Here is a 14,268-nt window from a genome sequence, read left to right on the forward strand (position 1 = left end):
GGGAACGATTAAGTGGATAAACAAGAACGAATCACATGCCGATGCCCACGCGGACATAAGCTGCGTGGCGGGACGAATCTGATCGGTGAAACGGTCCGCTGCCCGCGATGCAGCGAGAAATTCGTTTTCGGATATCAAGTGCGTCAAGACGTGACCGACACCGCCGTGGTGCGAATCCTCGGTGATGCACCGGCGGCACCCGCACCGCCCGTCAAACGCGAACCCAAGCTGCGTCCGTGTTCACGTTGCGGCGTCGCGATCAGTGCCGCGGCCAGCGTTTGCAAGCACTGCAATTGCTACGTCGGCATCATGCCGGACTTCCTCAGCAAGCTCTCCGACGGCAGTTCGATCCACACCAACTGAGCGCACCGCCAGCGGGACGTGTCACGGTCTGTTGATTTAATCGCAACCGAAACAAGAGTGAGTCGATGGCGCTAGCCACGGGCCTCGAAGGGCGATGCTGGCACCGCTAGGCCCGCGGCTAGCGCCGTCGGCTCACTAAATCAACAAGCCGGTCGGCGAGCGGCCTATCATCCGCTCAGGCACGCCCCGCCGGGCCACTTACCTACGCAGCGTGCTAGCATGAACTGCCAGCGGGACGCGTCAGCGAGCGGCCAATCATCCGCTCAGACACGCCCCGCCGGCCACTTGCTTACGCAGCGTGCTGGCATTAGCGCCCACAATTCTCCCTCGCATCTCAACGGCGGTTTCGTTTAATGCGCACACTTTTCAACCTATCGACCGGCCTCCTGATCACATTCATCGCTGTCGGTTGCGATCGTACCCCGCCGCCACCGGCGGCCGATGCCAATGTCGGCGTCGTCACCATCGAGATCCGGTCCGGTGACACGGACAAGCAATCGATCCAAGTCCCTGATGTCGCCGACGGGGCGACCTTGGAATCGGTGATGCGGATGGTCGATCAAGTCCCGGTCAGCGTCTCGGGCAGCGGAACGACCGCGTTTGTCGATTCGATCGGCGACGTGCAAACCGACGCCACGCAGGGTTGGACGTTCAAGGTCGACGGAGAGTTCGCCAACCAAGGCATCGGCCAAACCGTGTTGCACCCGCCGACAACGGTGACCTGGTCCTACGGCGCGTTTGAGATGGAGGCGCCGTGATCACTTCGCGGGCCCGCGGTACGACTACAGCCGACGCAGCCCGTCTTCGGTCATCGGGTTGGGGATTTCGAAATCCACCTCATCGATTCGCGCCAGCGTTTCGTCGGTCAGGATCAGGTCGCGGGCTTCCAGCGATTCGTTGAGTTGTTCGACCGAGGTGGCGCCGATGATGGTCGAGGCGACGAAATCGTGCTGGCGGCTCCAAGCGACCGCCAAGGCCGTGACGCTAACGCCGATGCTTTCGGCAATTTCCGTCAACCGCCTGGTGGTTTCCAGCGTGCGGTCGTTGACGAACCGCTTTGCCATCCGCTTTTGTCGTTCGCCGTCGCCGGTCAGGTAGTCGGTAAAGCGGGCCCCCGGCGGTGGGCCGTCCTGGTACTTGCCCGTCAACACGCCCCCGCCAAGCGGCGAATAGGGCAACAGCGAAATGCCTTCGCGACGGCAGACCTGGGCCAGTTCACTTTCGCAGCGACGATTGATCAGGCTGAAATTGTTCTGCACGGTTTCGTAGCGGTCGACGTCACAGACGTCCGCCGCCCAGCACGCCTTCATCATGCCCCAGCAGGTCTCGTTGCTGGCGCCGATCGCACGCACCTTGCCCTCGTCGCGCAGCTCCGTCAGCACCCCCAGCACCTCTTCGTACGGCATTCCGTGATCGGGCCAGTGGGTCTGGTACAAATCGATGTAGTCCGTGCCGAGTCGACGGAGTGAATCTTCACACGCCTGAATGATTTGGGTTCGATCCAGTGCGGTCTTTCCGTGGCGAACCGGTGGCTTAAACCAGCCGTGACCGGGGCCGGTCACTTTGGTCGCGACGATCACCGATTCACGTGGTTTCGTCTTCAACCAGCGGCCCACGATTTGTTCGGTCACGCCGACGCGTTCGGCCGACGGCGGGACAGGATAGATTTCAGCAGCGTCAAAAAAATCGATCCCGGCGTCAAAGGCCGTGTCGCAAATGCGATGACTGAGCGCTTCGTCGCATTGAAGCCCAAACGTCATCGTGCCCATACAGATGTCACTGACGACGATTCCACTGCGTCCAAGTCTACGTTGCTGCATCGAAGTGCTCTCGGGAAACAAACTCAAGTAATCCAACCGGCCATACTTTTAACACGTTTTCCGGCGATCCCCAACCAGTGGCAGGCCCGCGCCAATGTCCGGCGGTCGTCTATGGCAAATCTCATTTTGACCGTAGCTCTGAATCCTTCATCGGATGGCAGAATGATTCGGGGCAGAATGATGATGTGCTGCAGAAGAGGGCAAAACGAGGGGGCAAAACGATGAGGGCAAAACGATGGGGCAATATGATGGGGCAAAATGATGGGCAGAACGAAGGGGGAATAACGAGTGCGATCAATCCTCGCTGTTCGGTCGTACGATGACGTTAGGCTGGCTTTCCACATCATTCATCCTCACATCATTTATCGTCCCATTATTCTGCCCCCCATCATTCTGCCTTCCCTATTGTCTTGCCCCCATCGTTTTGCCCCCTTTCTCACTCCCGCACCCGTTCCACTTCATATTGCCGGTGCGGTTCGTCTTTGCCAGGCGCACGGACGCGAAACCCCGGACGTTTCATGAAAGCTTCCTGCACCTGTTCGGCACGCTCCAGTTCAGCCGGTCCCGAATGGGCGTACAGTAGGTAGCGAAGCACCAACGGACTCTCGTCGCTGACATCGATCGCCGTTTTCATGCCCGGTGCCGCCCCCATCCAGCCGTCTTGACGCACGTGCCAGTGCGTCGGGTAGCCCGGATTGTTGGGGTGATCAAAGTAGGTGATCCCTTCTTCGACAATCGTTCTGCCCTGTGACCCGGGCACCGCGATCGGCCCGGAGTAGTCCATCCATCGCGACCGTTGTTCGTGCAGCTTCGGTTCCCCTTGTAGGCCGGCATCGTTGGTCAATCGTCCGCCGCCGAAGTAGGCCGAGATGCTGGCGGCAACGCGGACGGCCAAGACGCCGAAATTGGTTTGCTCCAACGTCACTTTCTGGCGGCCTTCTCCAGGCCGAAACGTCAACTGAAACTCGATCGCGTGTTCTCCGGCGTGCTGCTCGCCCTCGATCGGCAACAGTGCGACGACGACGTCTTGCTGCATCCGCTCGACTCCTTCTTGGTCGATCCAGACCAGGTGCGTCGCCATGACGGCTTCATCATCGCCATCGCGATAGCGGTACCAATGGGTTTGACGGATTCTGGTTCCCGTCCCATCGCCCCAGAAATTGATGCCGTCGACTTTGTGATGGGCAAACCACACCGATCGGTGATGGTCATGGTTTTGCGCACCCGGGTGCCCCATCCGCGTCAACGTTTCTCCCGACGGTCCGTTAAACGGATAAAAGAATGGTCGCGGATACTGATCACCATAATGCCACCGCAACTTTTCGTGGCCATCGATCCGCAGTGACACTTCATGATCGGCCAACGGCACGATCTCGCACCGAGGCGGTTGATACTGCTGAGCGAGTCCGGCAGACGCAAAGCAGAAAAGCGTCAGGAGGGCCGGCAGCCAATGACGGAAGACGATTGTCATCGAGTTGTGGATCATGGTGAGTTCCCTTTCTTCATTGATTGTTGCCGCGTCGGTGATCGTTTCCCCATCTGTCGGCGAGCCACATCGAGTCGCAGACGACACGATGCTCCAACGCGCGCGGCGGGGTTTGGCGGCTGCCCGTGAGAGCCGCGAAGCCGCACATCATAGCGTTTGACCAACCGTGTCGCAGACTCGGTGGATGCTCGACGGATCATCCAACCAGGGAGGAATGTGCGATGCAGTCGTTTCGAATCGGCAAGGGGATTCAGGTGGAAGTCTGCAAGGCCAGCAACCGTGCCGAATGGACCCCGTACACGACGACCAAGACGAATACGTTTGACGAGCCGGTCAGCCGGACGCGATCGACCGTCGTCTTCCGCAGCGGCCGCTGGTTGCTGCGGGTCAAACCGCACCACGTCGAAATGTTCAATGGGCTGCGGTGGCTGCGACTGAAGTGACCGGATACCGATCGCGAAATTCCTGGCAACGTTGTCGTGCGGTTTTTCAAAGTAACCCTCCCCGGGGAACCGTGAAACGAGTCTGCCAACATTGTGTTGATCGCAAGGGGATTGGTCAGCAATAAACTTAAGGCGGTGCGTGACGGATGGCATGCTCAACATGCCTACATTGTCCCTACATCGGCACCGACGATGTCCTGCAAATGCGAGATGCCATCCCGCTTCAAGATTGTTAACAATCCGCGATTGATCCGCCGGACCACACCGGGGCCTTGGTAGATCAAGGCCGTCAACAATTGGACCAGCGACGCGCCCGAGCGGAGTTTCCGGTACGCGTCCTCGGCGCTGCGGACTCCACCGGCCGCGATGATTCGATAGCGTTGTCGATCCATGCGTCGGTAGAGGTTTGCGATCCTCCGGTCCATCCAATCGGCCGTCGGCGGTCCCGAAATCGCGCCGGGCCATTCTTTCCAAACCTCACGTGGTGTCGACAGTCCGGTCCTGCGACTCGGTGACAGGTTGAACATGAATCCCTGCACCGATTCGAACGGATCAACGGTTTGCAACATCCGATCGATCGCGGCGTCGTTCCAGTCGGGAGATAGCTTCAAGAAGCACGGCACGTCGATCGGAATCGACGCCAATCGGTCGAGCAGTTCTCGCAGATGCCCCGGCTGGTCAAAGAACGCTCGTCCATCCTGTGTGTTCGGACAACTTAAGTTCAGCATGAAGTACGACGCGTGCCGCTGCAGCGTCCGCGCCGAAGTCACGTAGTCGTCCAACACCTCGTCGGCGCTGTCGGCTTCTGCACCGATGCCATGATTGGTGTTGACCAGATTGATCCCCAGCGGCACGGTGATCGGCTGTCGTGCCAGGTGATTCGCAACCTCGGCGGCACCGTCGTTGGGCAATCCGTAGTGTACGCAAATCGCTTCGTCCGCTGGCAGGCGCCAAAGCCGCGGGGCCGGGTTTCCCGCCGACGGTGACGCGGAAACCGAGCCGATTTCGACGTGTCCGAACCCCAGTGACGCCAGCGCGCCGATCGCACGCCCGGATTTGTCATAGCCGGCGGCCAATCCCAGCGGGTTTTCGAATCGGATTCCGGCGACCTCGATGTTCAGTCTGGGATCGGGCACACGGTGCAAACGCGACGACAGGCGGATCAATCCGGGAACACGCGTTCCCCGGTCTGCCCAGGTGATCGATTGGTCGTGCGCCCATTCCGGGTCAAAACGGAACAACAAAGGGCGTACAATACGTTCGTAGATCATAGAATCTGGGACAGGCTTCCAGCCTGTCGTTGTCACCAAGATGGGATCGGCTTGCAGTCTGTCATTCTATCCGCCCCGACCGTCCTCCACTGTCACCCGCAATGATTCACACCCGATTGCACAGCACTGCCTGCCTGTGCGGGCTGTTCCTGTTTGCCCTGTGCGTTGCATCTCCGATCCAAGCGGAAACCGCAACGCCGCAGACGGTCGACTTCGGTATCTATCAAGATTGCCCGTTGTTGGAAAATGATTCGACGCGGGTTGTGTTTTGTCCTCAAGTCGGAGGTCGCGTGTTGGAGTATTCGCTGCGTGGCCAAAACGCACTGTTCGTTTCTCGGTATGAGTTGACCGGCGAGGAATCCGAAATCGGCGGCACTGCTCCGTCGGCCGGTCGGTTCGACATCGGTCCGGAGAAGATTGCCGCGAAACGGACCGAGTCATTTTTTGGCGAGTGGACGACGGAACGAACGGGACCGTTGTCGCTGGTGATGGTCAGCAAGCCGGGCAAGCAGACGGGGGTCACGCTAAAGCGTGAATTCACCCTCGCCCCAGATTCTTCGCGTCTGGTTTGCGTCCAGACCATCGTCAATGTTTCCGATCGAACGGTCCAGCACTGTCACTGGAGTCGCACGTTCGCAAACCAAGCGGGCATCGTGTTGATCCCCCTGGAAGGCTTTCCTCGTTTTCCCAATCGATATGTCCGCTATGACGGCGGCGGACTTCGCATGGCGCCCCAGGATGACAACATTCGGATCCGTGACGGCTTTTTGGAGATCATCGGACCACCGTCGTCACCGAAGCTGGGGATGGACAGCTATGCCGGTTGGCTGGCACATCAACAACCGAGCGGATTATTGTTTATCAAACAGTTTCCGACCTACCCCGACCGCAACTACTGTGAACTGGCCGGACTGACAATTTCAACGTGGACCCCCGCCACCGGCCACACGGTTGAACTGGAACCGATCGGACCGACCGAAACGCTGCGGCCGGGTGAGTCGGCATCGTTCACCGAAATCTGGTCGTTGCACGAGAACGCGTCTCCCGAATCGGGGGGGGCACTGGATCTTGCACGAATCCGGGCGATTCACGACGCGCTGCCGGAAACCCCAGCGGTCGGCCCGCAATCCTAAACAACTCACCAACTCACCCCCGAGTTCTCATCGGAACCTTCCAGCAGAGATTCATCGGGCGCACGAATATCGCTGTTGGGTAACCCGTCGGGATACTCCTGTTTGATCTTAGTGATGGCGGCGGTTGCTACGGCCAAGTGCTGCTGCTTGGTTTCGTCGTAGAACGATTTGGCCGTTCCGGGCAGCTTCGGCTGTCCGTGCAGCGGTTTGTCGCTGACGCATAGCAACGTGGCGTTGGGGATTCGATAGCGGAATCCGTTTGCCGCGACGGTTGCCGATTCCATGTCGACGGCGATGCTGCGGCTGACCCGCAAGTGATCCAATGCCGTTCGCAAAGAAAGCTCCCAATTGCGATCAGCCGTCGTGTACACCGCGCCGATCCGGTACGGCAACTCGGCCGCGTCGAGCGCGTTGGCCAGCGCGCGATTCAGCAAAAAGCTTGGCGTGATCGGGACCGCCGGGGGTAAAGCTTCGTCCAGCAAATGGTCGGCGCGCATGTACCCCGATGCCAACACAAAGTCCCCGATCTCCTGGTGGTTTCGAACGCCGGCGCAATGCCCCACCATCAACATCGCGTCGGGACGGAGCACGGCCAGGTGATCGGTCAAGTTCTTGGCGTTGGAGGGGCCGACCCCGATGTTGACGATGCTGATGCCGCGGTTGTCTTCTTCGCGATGATGCAGCGTCGGCATTTGCACGTCGTCACGGTTGGATCGCTCGGCATCGGGGAACTGCCGGATGAAGGCCGCGATGTGCATGTTGTAATTGGTCAACAGCACGTAACGCTGGAAATCTTCCGCGTTTGTCCCCGTGTAGTGTTCCAACCGCTTGATCGAAAGCTCGCTGCGTTCGGGGCCGAACAGGAACACTTTCTTACGAGTCAAATCGAAATCGGTTTCATCGATCATCTCCAACAACTGCGGAGAATTCAGGTCCACCCGCGGACGTGAACGCGTGATCGTGATTTCGGCCCCGCGTCGAGCCAATTTCAACAGTTCACGGCGCAAGTACCATCGATAAGCACGGGGGCGAGCGATCTTGCCGGACAATTCCGGGTTGTGCTTGGACCAGTGCCGGTACACCGTTAATTTGGAATAGAATCCGTCGGCGTAAATCTCCTCCATCCGCTCGCACGCGGCCGAGATTTGCTCACACAGTCCCTGTTCGGAAGCATTCGGATCGATTTGAAAGATTTCGTGCATGGCGACAATTGTGATCGATCACCGATCGCCCGGCTAGCTGTCTCGCCTTTCTTCGACGTCGCGACGCTCGGTGCGAGCGTGGGAAACGCCGGAGATCTACCTTTGGCGGAGTTCGTCTCACGGATGGCAAGGCGTACCCACGGATGAGGAGCAGCCCGGGATCTGTGGGAATGATGGGTGCCGGACGCTGCCCACATGAGCGGGCGAACGTGAGTACATTAAGAGGCGTGTGTGAACGACACCTCCCATTGAGACAAAGCATCCCCATGAAAGTTTCACCGCGCGCCGCCGCGTTTGTTTTCCTGGCTTTGACGAGCGTCACCGCTTCGGCCCAGCAGCCTTGGATCATCGACCCGCACACGCACTTCAAGGGTCACGAGCAGATCGCGTTGGAGAGCCGGACGGTCAAGCGTGAGCCGAAGAATACGCTGGGCCAGGTCGTCGTCCCCGAAGACTATCGCGAACTCGCCGATCGGTTGGGCATTCAATCAACGTTGGTCGTTGAGGCCGTTGATCAGGACCAGCATCAATTCAATGACTGGTTACTCGACCAAGCCAAGTCGGACCTGGTTTGCGGTTACGTCGCACGGGGTGATTTGTCTGCCGCCGATTTCACCACGCATCATCAACGCTACAAGAAATCAGGCTATTTAAACGGCTACCGTTTTCGGTTCGACGAACTCGCCGGCTACCTCAACAATGAAACGGCTCGCAAGAATCTCGCAACACTCGAAAAGGAGGGCATGGTCGTCGACTTGCTGATCGCCTCCGCCCACGCGGACGACGTTGTCGAATTGGCCCAAGCTTTTCCGCGACTGAAGATCGTAATCAACCACTGCTTTCGCGCACAAATGGTCGATGGCGTCGTCAGCGACCAGTGGAAACAGGCCGTCGCCCGATGTGCCGAGTTTGAAAACGTTTACATGAAAATCTCCAGCATCGTCAACTTTGCCGGCACCAAACCCTTTGTCGAACAAGCCCCGTCGGACCTGCAGACGTACCTTCCGGTGCTGGAACCCTGTTTTGCGGCGTTTGGCGAAGACCGCGTGATCTTTGCGACCAATTGGGGCGTCAGCACCCACTTCGGCAGCGTCGATGACGTGGTGAGAATCGTCAAGGAGTTTTTAATGACCAAAGGCGACGCGGCGGTCAAGAAAGGCATGCGTGACAATGCGATCCGCGTTTATGGGATCAACACGCAATACTTGCGGTGACCATGACGTCGCGATGCTCGGTGCGAGCGTGGAAACTCCCGGGGGATCCGCTTCGGCGTAGCTACGCTCGCCAGAGCGTGGAAAAGCTGGGGATCCACCTTCTGGCGAAGGTAGCTACGGACCGGTGATTCACGATGTTTGTTGTGCAAGGTGGCATTGCCCGGCCCGGCGCGAAACACAAGCGAGTGGATCCGCCTTGCCCCTTGCTTACGCTGCGGGCTAGTAGATCAACCGATCCGATACAGCCAGATCCCGACGACAGCATCACTCGGTCGCTGGCAACGTCCACCACCAGTACTTCAAGTACTGCTCATGCTCGGAGAGCGACGACACGTCGATCGGCTCTGGCGGCGTGACATCGGTCGGCAGTTGCGGATCGAAGCCCCAGACTTCGGCGCGACCGTCGACCACACGGTATCCGAACGGGTTGCCGCCGACGGGATCGATGGGGCCGAAGTCGATGCCCAAGTCCGCGGAGGTCAACACGTCCAGATCGTCGGGCCAGTCGCCGTTGCGTTTTTCGTACAGCCGCAGGCCGACGCCGATTTTTGCGATTCGGTTCTCCATCGCGGACCGTGCGAAAGCTTTGCCGACGGCGCCCAGCGCCGGGACGGTCAGACTGGTCAACACGGTCTCCAATCGCCTGAGCCAGCCGGCCTGGGCGATCTGTTGGCTGAACTGCGAATCGAGTGCCGTCGTCTGCGCAAAGAACTCGGACAGATCCTCCGTGTCGATCGATTCCGCCTGGGCCATCACGTCGAGGGATGCGAGTGCGTCGATGGGCCGTTGGCTGAACCCGCCAGACGGTACCGATAGGTTATCGCCGAAACGTTGCAGATCGTCGAACACCGGCTGCGACATCGCCCGTTCGCCCACGATCGCCAGCCGGTATCGTGATCCGAATTCGTCCAAGGCACGCAACTGCTCGAAGATTGGTTTCAATTGTTCTTCGTCGAAAAGATCCAGCTCGATGGCAAGCTTCAATTGCTTTAGCGCCATCCCATGGACGGCGACCACGACCAATTGCGCGATGATCAGCGGTTCTTTCTCAAGCGTCCGGGCGACACCAAGACCGGCCAGGACACTCTCAAACGCCTGTTGTCGATCGTCGCGTCGGAGTGCATCTTCGAACTCTAGCTGCAGTAATTGGGCCACGCTGCGTGTCGATTGGACGTAGGGCAGGAGCGTATTGAAGGATTCCATTTCGACCCGCGTCCAGATCGGCCCCGTCCCCTCGGTGATTTCATGAATCTCGGCGCGCAGGGCGGACCATTGGTCGAGAAACTGGCGCACTTCGTCGTTGTACCGGTAGGGTGTGCCGTACACGTAATCGGCGTCATCTTCGGTCATACCGACCACCGGGACGCCGCGGCATGATTCGTGGAACACCTGCGAATCGATTTCGTCCAGCACCCGCATCCAGCGTTCGGATTTCTCGTGTCCCATCATGCGCGCGCGAAACGCCTCCATCGAAACATCGTCGATCGGCAAGCCCCGCGAGAGAATCTCCTCGCGGCGCTCGGCGACCTCGGCGGTCGCGTTGGAACGCCGCGCAAACCACCACGTCAGCGGACCGCCACACAGCAAGACCGCCAGCGAAAGAAGCACGATCAGCACAACAATGATGCGTTTGTTGGTCGAAGATGAATCGGTAGATCCGGCAGACGCCATGGGGGCAACCTTTTTTCGCAGCAATCAACTGAAGCGTTCGAAATCCGAACGATACTAGTAGTCTACCGCAGCATCGTTTTCGAGTGGGCTGGACAGTCGCCGTCCTCTCCGAGGTCGGCGCGGGCAAAGCTTCGCTTTTTCGCGTGCGCCGAGTTCGGAGAACACGGCGACGCTCTTCTTCTCGTTTTGGCTGGTCGCAGTGATGTGGCGGCGCGTTTCTTAAGACAATTATCGTGGATCGGATCTGAGGCGTCGATGGAGTCGGAACGACGGCGTCAATGCTGACTTGTTGTCCGCGACGCTACGTTCAATACCGAAACGCCTCCGATCCCTCTACGAGCAAGTACTCGTTCGACGAATCCAGGGACCCGAACGCCTGTGTCTGGCCCGAGGGCCAGCGGACCGAAACCTCTTCCACCGACTCCGCCTGCCCGACGCCGAAAGAAACGGTCCGTTGATTGCTGCACATGTACCCGTCACCGGCAGTCACCATCGCGACCGAACGGCGCCCTTGGATCGTCACCGTGACGATCGCACCGATGGCGTCTCGATGCGTTCGAGTGCTCTGCAAATTGAAGCGGATAAATCTGCCCGGATCGGGTGTGCGGTTCATCAACATCGCGACCGGTTCATAAAGGTGCGTGATCAGGGCGTCGTTTCGGCCGTCGCAATCAAGGTCGGCAATCGCCAAGGCCCGGCCGATGTGATCGTGTTGAAAGTAGCCGCCCAGGTCGTCGCGTTCGCATTCTTCCCAGCGGTATTGCGTGGTTCGGCGAAAGACTTGGCCGGGCATGCGATAGGCGACATCGGCTTGATGGAAATCATCGATGTGCCCATTGGTCACGATCAATTCTTTGGCACCGTCGTTATCAAAATCGCACCACTCGGTACCGAACCCGAGTAAGGGGACGGTGGGCTGTGCAAGCCCGCTGGGATAGGACTTGTCCGACCAGTAACCGGGCGTCACCTGTTCGTAGTACGTGTGATACTCCTTCGCGAAATGGGTCAGGTACAGATCAAAGTCACCGTCGTCATCGGCATCGCCAAACGCAATGCCCATGGATGCTTGAGATTCGGATTTTCCGTTGACCCCCACACCGCGTATCGAGCTGATGTCGATCATGTGGAATTTTCCGTCGCGCTTCTCGGGGGACCAAAGATGATTCACCGTCATGTCGTTGGCGACGTAGACGTCCAGACCGTCACGCTGGTCGATCTGTCCGACGACCAACCCCAGCCCTCGCCCCGGTGTCGTCGGGGAGATCCACTCACTTGTCATCTCCATCATTTTGCCGTTGCCGACGCCCTTCCAAACCCGGTCGCCGGCAGCTTCAAATAGAAGCGGCGCACATGCCGAATAGCGACCGGATTCGAAGCAGGCCTGCTCGAACGGTCGCGATCCGGCGCAGTAGTTGGTGACGAACAGATCGGCGTTTCCATCGGAATCCAAGTCCGCGATCGCGGCGGAAACGCTCCAAGAGTCGTCGTCCAATCCGACTTGCTGTGCGACCTCGCGAAAGGTGCCGTCGCCGTTGTTGATGAACAGACAATTGCGGCCGATGTTGGCGTCGAACAAGTCGGGAAATCCATCGCCGTTGATGTCACCGACCGTGATGCCTTGGGAAAAACCGCTGTCGTTGTACCCGGCGCTCTCCCCTACGTCGACGAATTCTTCGCCGAGGTTGCGAAACAAGCGATTGGGCGACGAATTGCGCTGCAACGGTCGACCGTCCAACATCGCCGCCGCCACATCGGGGCGGGAATCTAAATCGAAGTCGATGACGCCGATTCCGCCCCCCGAACTCTGGTGCAGCCAGTGTCCTTTCTCCTCCGCATCGGGAGCGAGTTCGCAGGTGTGAATGAATCCACGGGCAACCGCTTCATTCTCAAACCTCGGGCTGCGGCTTTTCACGCGAAGCGAGCGGGGACTTTGGGGGCGCCGGTGTTCCGATCCGATCAGGCTGTGGGCATCGGCATCACCGGACAATCGAATCACGGCGGCAAGATTGAATTCAGGCAGGATCCAAGGCGTGCTGGGTTGCAGTTTCGATCGGATGCTCAGATAGCGACTCTTGAGATCGTCGACGCGATCGTTCGGCAATGCGACCGCGTGACGCGCCCAAGCCTCGCCTTCCCAGATTCGCCCCAAGTCGACCAAGGCATTTGCAACGGCCAACGCGGACACTTGCGATTCACTGTCGCGATCCAGATAGATTTTGAACGCATCACGGAATCCGATCTGCCACGCGATCTGTTGTTCGACCCGGCGGGCGTCGTTCTGCAGTCCCAATTCCAGCAGGCTGCGATGCAGGCCGGCCAAGTGTTCGGGGAAGGACGTCGCGTCGATCCGCTGGACTTCCAGGAAGGCGTGCGCGGCGACATCGGGTCGACCGGCTGTTTCTGCCCAGCGGCCGATCACGATCCAGTATCCCGGCAGTTCCTCGACATCTGCCGGCAGAGTGTCGATCCAAGTCGGTAACTGGGCGAGTTGATCCGATTCAACCAGGGCCCGTCCATACAGCAACTGGGCGTGCAGGAATTTGGGGTGGCGTCGCACGACCGGCTCAAGCTGTTCCAGCACACGTTCCCACCGCAATTGAATCGCATCACGGCGCGCTTGAGCGAAACGCAGCCGAATGTCCTGGCCGGATCGAGAAAGCAGTTGCTCGCAGAACTCGAGATCCGGTTCGATGCGGGCCGGATTGGCCATCAACATCAATGTTTCCATGTCACCATGGTTGTGTTGAAAAAGCCAACGCAATGAGGGAATGGCCGTTTCGGGGACACCCACCATCACCGCCAACCCGGCCAGATCCAATCGGGGTTGAGGGGAATTCGGAAAACGATCGATCCAAGCCGTCAGGACTTCGATCGCGTCGTAGACACGCCCCGACCGGACCAAGGACGCAACCAATTGATCCAACGGTGCCGAGTCCGCCGTGGGAAGACGCTCGATGACTTCACGATAGAGCTGCAAACTGCCCTGAAAGTCATCGCGGTTTTCTGCAATCTTGGCCGCCAGCATCAGGGCTTGCAGATCGCCCGGGTCCGCGATCAACAGTTTCCGCGCCGCGGCGTCGGCCGCGGCAAGGTCATCGGAATCGATTGCGGCGAGCACCGTCTTGAGGAGCGATTGCCGTGATTCGACCGGCTCGGATTGCGGTTCATCCGTGCTCGCGGCCAGGGAGATCAATTCGGTGTCAGGCTCGACCGAATTTCGACCTCCACAGCCCGACAGCAGGACGACGCAAAGCATCGGCCAGACCAGGAATCTTATCCACGAGTGTGCTTCATTCATGGGGTTGAAAGGATCCAGAAGGTAGGCGGAGTCTCCACCCGCACCCGACCATCAGAGCGGGCGAAGACATTCCACGACCGGCAGATCGCTCAGCCCCGACGCTCGTCTTTCAAGCGTTCCTTTTGTTCCTCGATCACTTGGATTTCCGCTTCAGTGATCGGTTCATAGGTTTGCAGCTCCACCGGGCCGGAGGAACTGCCGCATCCCATCACAGAGGACATCGATGCAACCAAGCAGAACAACAGCACACGTTTCACAGATTTTGAGTTACCAGACATCGGAATCAAATAAGAAGAGGGGTAGAAGAGTGAGAAGGGGGAAATGCACCTGGACGAGGCATCGGCCCCGCCCAGGTCAAGGGGCACCG

12 protein-coding genes are annotated in these 14,268 nt (G+C 59.1%); 5 read left to right on the forward strand and 7 right to left on the reverse strand.

All coding sequences use genetic code 11. From position 1 onward, the window contains the following. Nucleotides 1–12 precede the first annotated feature (12 nt). Entirely contained in the window at nt 13–363 is a 351-nt protein-coding gene (locus Mal15_RS06095) for a hypothetical protein (protein WP_147866950.1), read from the forward strand. 353 nt (nt 364–716) lie between these two features. Continuing rightward, on the forward strand, nt 717–1,121 hold the full coding sequence (locus Mal15_RS06100) for a DUF4430 domain-containing protein (RefSeq protein WP_147866951.1): 405 nt from the start codon (nt 717–719) through the stop codon (nt 1,119–1,121). Nucleotides 1,122–1,145: 24 nt separating this feature from the next. On the opposite strand, the gene Mal15_RS06105 is transcribed toward Mal15_RS06100, so the two are convergent. Further along, nucleotides 1,146–2,183 carry an aldo/keto reductase gene (locus Mal15_RS06105; protein WP_147866952.1) on the reverse strand — a complete coding sequence of 346 codons (1,038 nt, stop codon included), beginning with the start codon at nt 2,181–2,183 and terminating at the stop codon, nt 1,146–1,148. Between the two features lie 436 nt (nt 2,184–2,619). Beyond that, nucleotides 2,620–3,669 (reverse strand): DUF6807 domain-containing protein, encoded by a 1,050-nt coding sequence (locus Mal15_RS06110; protein ID WP_233903306.1) that lies wholly within the window; start codon nt 3,667–3,669, stop codon nt 2,620–2,622. Between the two features lie 221 nt (nt 3,670–3,890). Between Mal15_RS06110 and Mal15_RS06115 the strand changes: the two genes are divergently transcribed. Further along, a complete protein-coding gene (locus tag Mal15_RS06115; RefSeq protein WP_147866953.1) occupies nt 3,891–4,112 on the forward strand; it encodes a hypothetical protein in 222 nt (73 codons plus the stop codon). 164 nt (nt 4,113–4,276) lie between these two features. Here Mal15_RS06115 and Mal15_RS06120 read toward each other — a convergent pair whose 3' ends face one another. Continuing rightward, nucleotides 4,277–5,383, reverse strand: a complete 1,107-nt coding sequence (locus tag Mal15_RS06120) for a quinone-dependent dihydroorotate dehydrogenase (RefSeq protein WP_147866954.1) — start codon at nt 5,381–5,383, stop codon at nt 4,277–4,279. A 101-nt stretch (nt 5,384–5,484) separates the two neighbouring features. On the opposite strand from Mal15_RS06120, the gene Mal15_RS06125 reads away from it, so the two are divergent. Then, nucleotides 5,485–6,516 carry a hypothetical protein gene (locus tag Mal15_RS06125; RefSeq protein ID WP_147866955.1) on the forward strand — a complete coding sequence of 344 codons (1,032 nt, stop codon included), beginning with the start codon at nt 5,485–5,487 and terminating at the stop codon, nt 6,514–6,516. A gap of 5 nt (nt 6,517–6,521) precedes the next feature. Here Mal15_RS06125 and Mal15_RS06130 read toward each other — a convergent pair whose 3' ends face one another. After that, nucleotides 6,522–7,718: a phosphorylase family protein gene (locus tag Mal15_RS06130; protein WP_147866956.1), complete on the reverse strand. Its 1,197-nt coding sequence runs from the start codon at nt 7,716–7,718 to the stop codon at nt 6,522–6,524. Nucleotides 7,719–7,984: 266 nt separating this feature from the next. Here Mal15_RS06130 and Mal15_RS06135 point away from each other — a divergent pair, with 266 nt between their 5' ends. After that, nucleotides 7,985–8,932, forward strand: a complete 948-nt coding sequence (locus Mal15_RS06135) for an amidohydrolase family protein (protein WP_167546656.1) — start codon at nt 7,985–7,987, stop codon at nt 8,930–8,932. A 264-nt stretch (nt 8,933–9,196) separates the two neighbouring features. Here Mal15_RS06135 and Mal15_RS06140 read toward each other — a convergent pair whose 3' ends face one another. The 3 genes from Mal15_RS06140 to Mal15_RS06150 all read right to left on the reverse strand — a co-directional run bounded on the left by Mal15_RS06140 (nt 9,197) and on the right by Mal15_RS06150 (nt 14,179). Then, a complete protein-coding gene (locus Mal15_RS06140; RefSeq protein WP_147866958.1) occupies nt 9,197–10,603 on the reverse strand; it encodes a hypothetical protein in 1,407 nt (468 codons plus the stop codon). Between the two features lie 307 nt (nt 10,604–10,910). Beyond that, complete coding sequence (locus Mal15_RS06145) at nt 10,911–13,901, reverse strand: FG-GAP-like repeat-containing protein (RefSeq protein ID WP_147866959.1); 2,991 nt, start codon at nt 13,899–13,901, stop codon at nt 10,911–10,913. Nucleotides 13,902–13,990: 89 nt separating this feature from the next. After that, nucleotides 13,991–14,179 carry a hypothetical protein gene (locus Mal15_RS06150; protein WP_147866960.1) on the reverse strand — a complete coding sequence of 63 codons (189 nt, stop codon included), beginning with the start codon at nt 14,177–14,179 and terminating at the stop codon, nt 13,991–13,993. Between the last annotated feature and the right edge of the window lie 89 nt (nt 14,180–14,268).

The organism is Stieleria maiorica, assembly GCF_008035925.1.
Taxonomy (GTDB): domain Bacteria; phylum Planctomycetota; class Planctomycetia; order Pirellulales; family Pirellulaceae; genus Stieleria; species Stieleria maiorica.

Coding starts and splice junctions, on each gene's coding strand:
- Mal15_RS06125 (WP_147866955.1), top strand. CDS start 5,485: ATGATTCACACCCGATTGCACAGCACTGCCTGCCTGTGCGGGCTGTTC.
- Mal15_RS06120 (WP_147866954.1), bottom strand. CDS start 5,383: ATGATCTACGAACGTATTGTACGCCCTTTGTTGTTCCGTTTTGACCCG.
- Mal15_RS06135 (WP_167546656.1), top strand. CDS start 7,985: ATGAAAGTTTCACCGCGCGCCGCCGCGTTTGTTTTCCTGGCTTTGACG.
- Mal15_RS06150 (WP_147866960.1), bottom strand. CDS start 14,179: ATGTCTGGTAACTCAAAATCTGTGAAACGTGTGCTGTTGTTCTGCTTG.
- Mal15_RS06115 (WP_147866953.1), top strand. CDS start 3,891: ATGCAGTCGTTTCGAATCGGCAAGGGGATTCAGGTGGAAGTCTGCAAG.
- Mal15_RS06105 (WP_147866952.1), bottom strand. CDS start 2,183: ATGCAGCAACGTAGACTTGGACGCAGTGGAATCGTCGTCAGTGACATC.
- Mal15_RS06110 (WP_233903306.1), bottom strand. CDS start 3,669: ATGATCCACAACTCGATGACAATCGTCTTCCGTCATTGGCTGCCGGCC.
- Mal15_RS06140 (WP_147866958.1), bottom strand. CDS start 10,603: ATGGCGTCTGCCGGATCTACCGATTCATCTTCGACCAACAAACGCATC.
- Mal15_RS06100 (WP_147866951.1), top strand. CDS start 717: ATGCGCACACTTTTCAACCTATCGACCGGCCTCCTGATCACATTCATC.
- Mal15_RS06145 (WP_147866959.1), bottom strand. CDS start 13,901: ATGAATGAAGCACACTCGTGGATAAGATTCCTGGTCTGGCCGATGCTT.
- Mal15_RS06130 (WP_147866956.1), bottom strand. CDS start 7,718: ATGCACGAAATCTTTCAAATCGATCCGAATGCTTCCGAACAGGGACTG.